Source organism: Methylobacterium mesophilicum, assembly GCF_022179445.1.
Taxonomy (GTDB): Bacteria; Pseudomonadota; Alphaproteobacteria; order Rhizobiales; family Beijerinckiaceae; genus Methylobacterium; species Methylobacterium mesophilicum.
In genome coordinates, this window is the sequence record NZ_BPQU01000126.1 from 1 (window position 1) to 266 (window position 266).

Sequence of the window (266 nt, forward strand, 5' to 3'; positions counted from 1 at the left end):
GGAAAATGAACTGACTGCGGAAGATGTGGCGAGCGCTGATATGGTGATTCTGACCAAAGATATCGGCATCAAGTTTGAAGAGCGTTTTGCTGGCAAGACCATCGTGCGCGTCAACATCAGCGATGCAGTAAAACGTGCTGACGCCATTATGAGCAAAATTGAAGCTCACCTGGCGCAAACCGCTTAAGTTCTTCTCCCGCTCGCAAGGGCGGGTTCGCTTTCCCACAGGAGTTCCTCATGACGAATCGTATCTCTCGCCTCAAAAC

The 266-nt window shown here is 50.8% G+C and carries 1 protein-coding gene; it reads left to right on the plus strand.

All coding sequences use genetic code 11. The annotated features are described in order from the left end of the window. On the plus strand, positions 1-187 hold a 187-nt coding region (locus tag MFF40_RS28490), incomplete at its 5' end, for a PTS sugar transporter subunit IIB (RefSeq protein WP_283950091.1). Positions 188-266 lie beyond the last annotated feature (79 nt).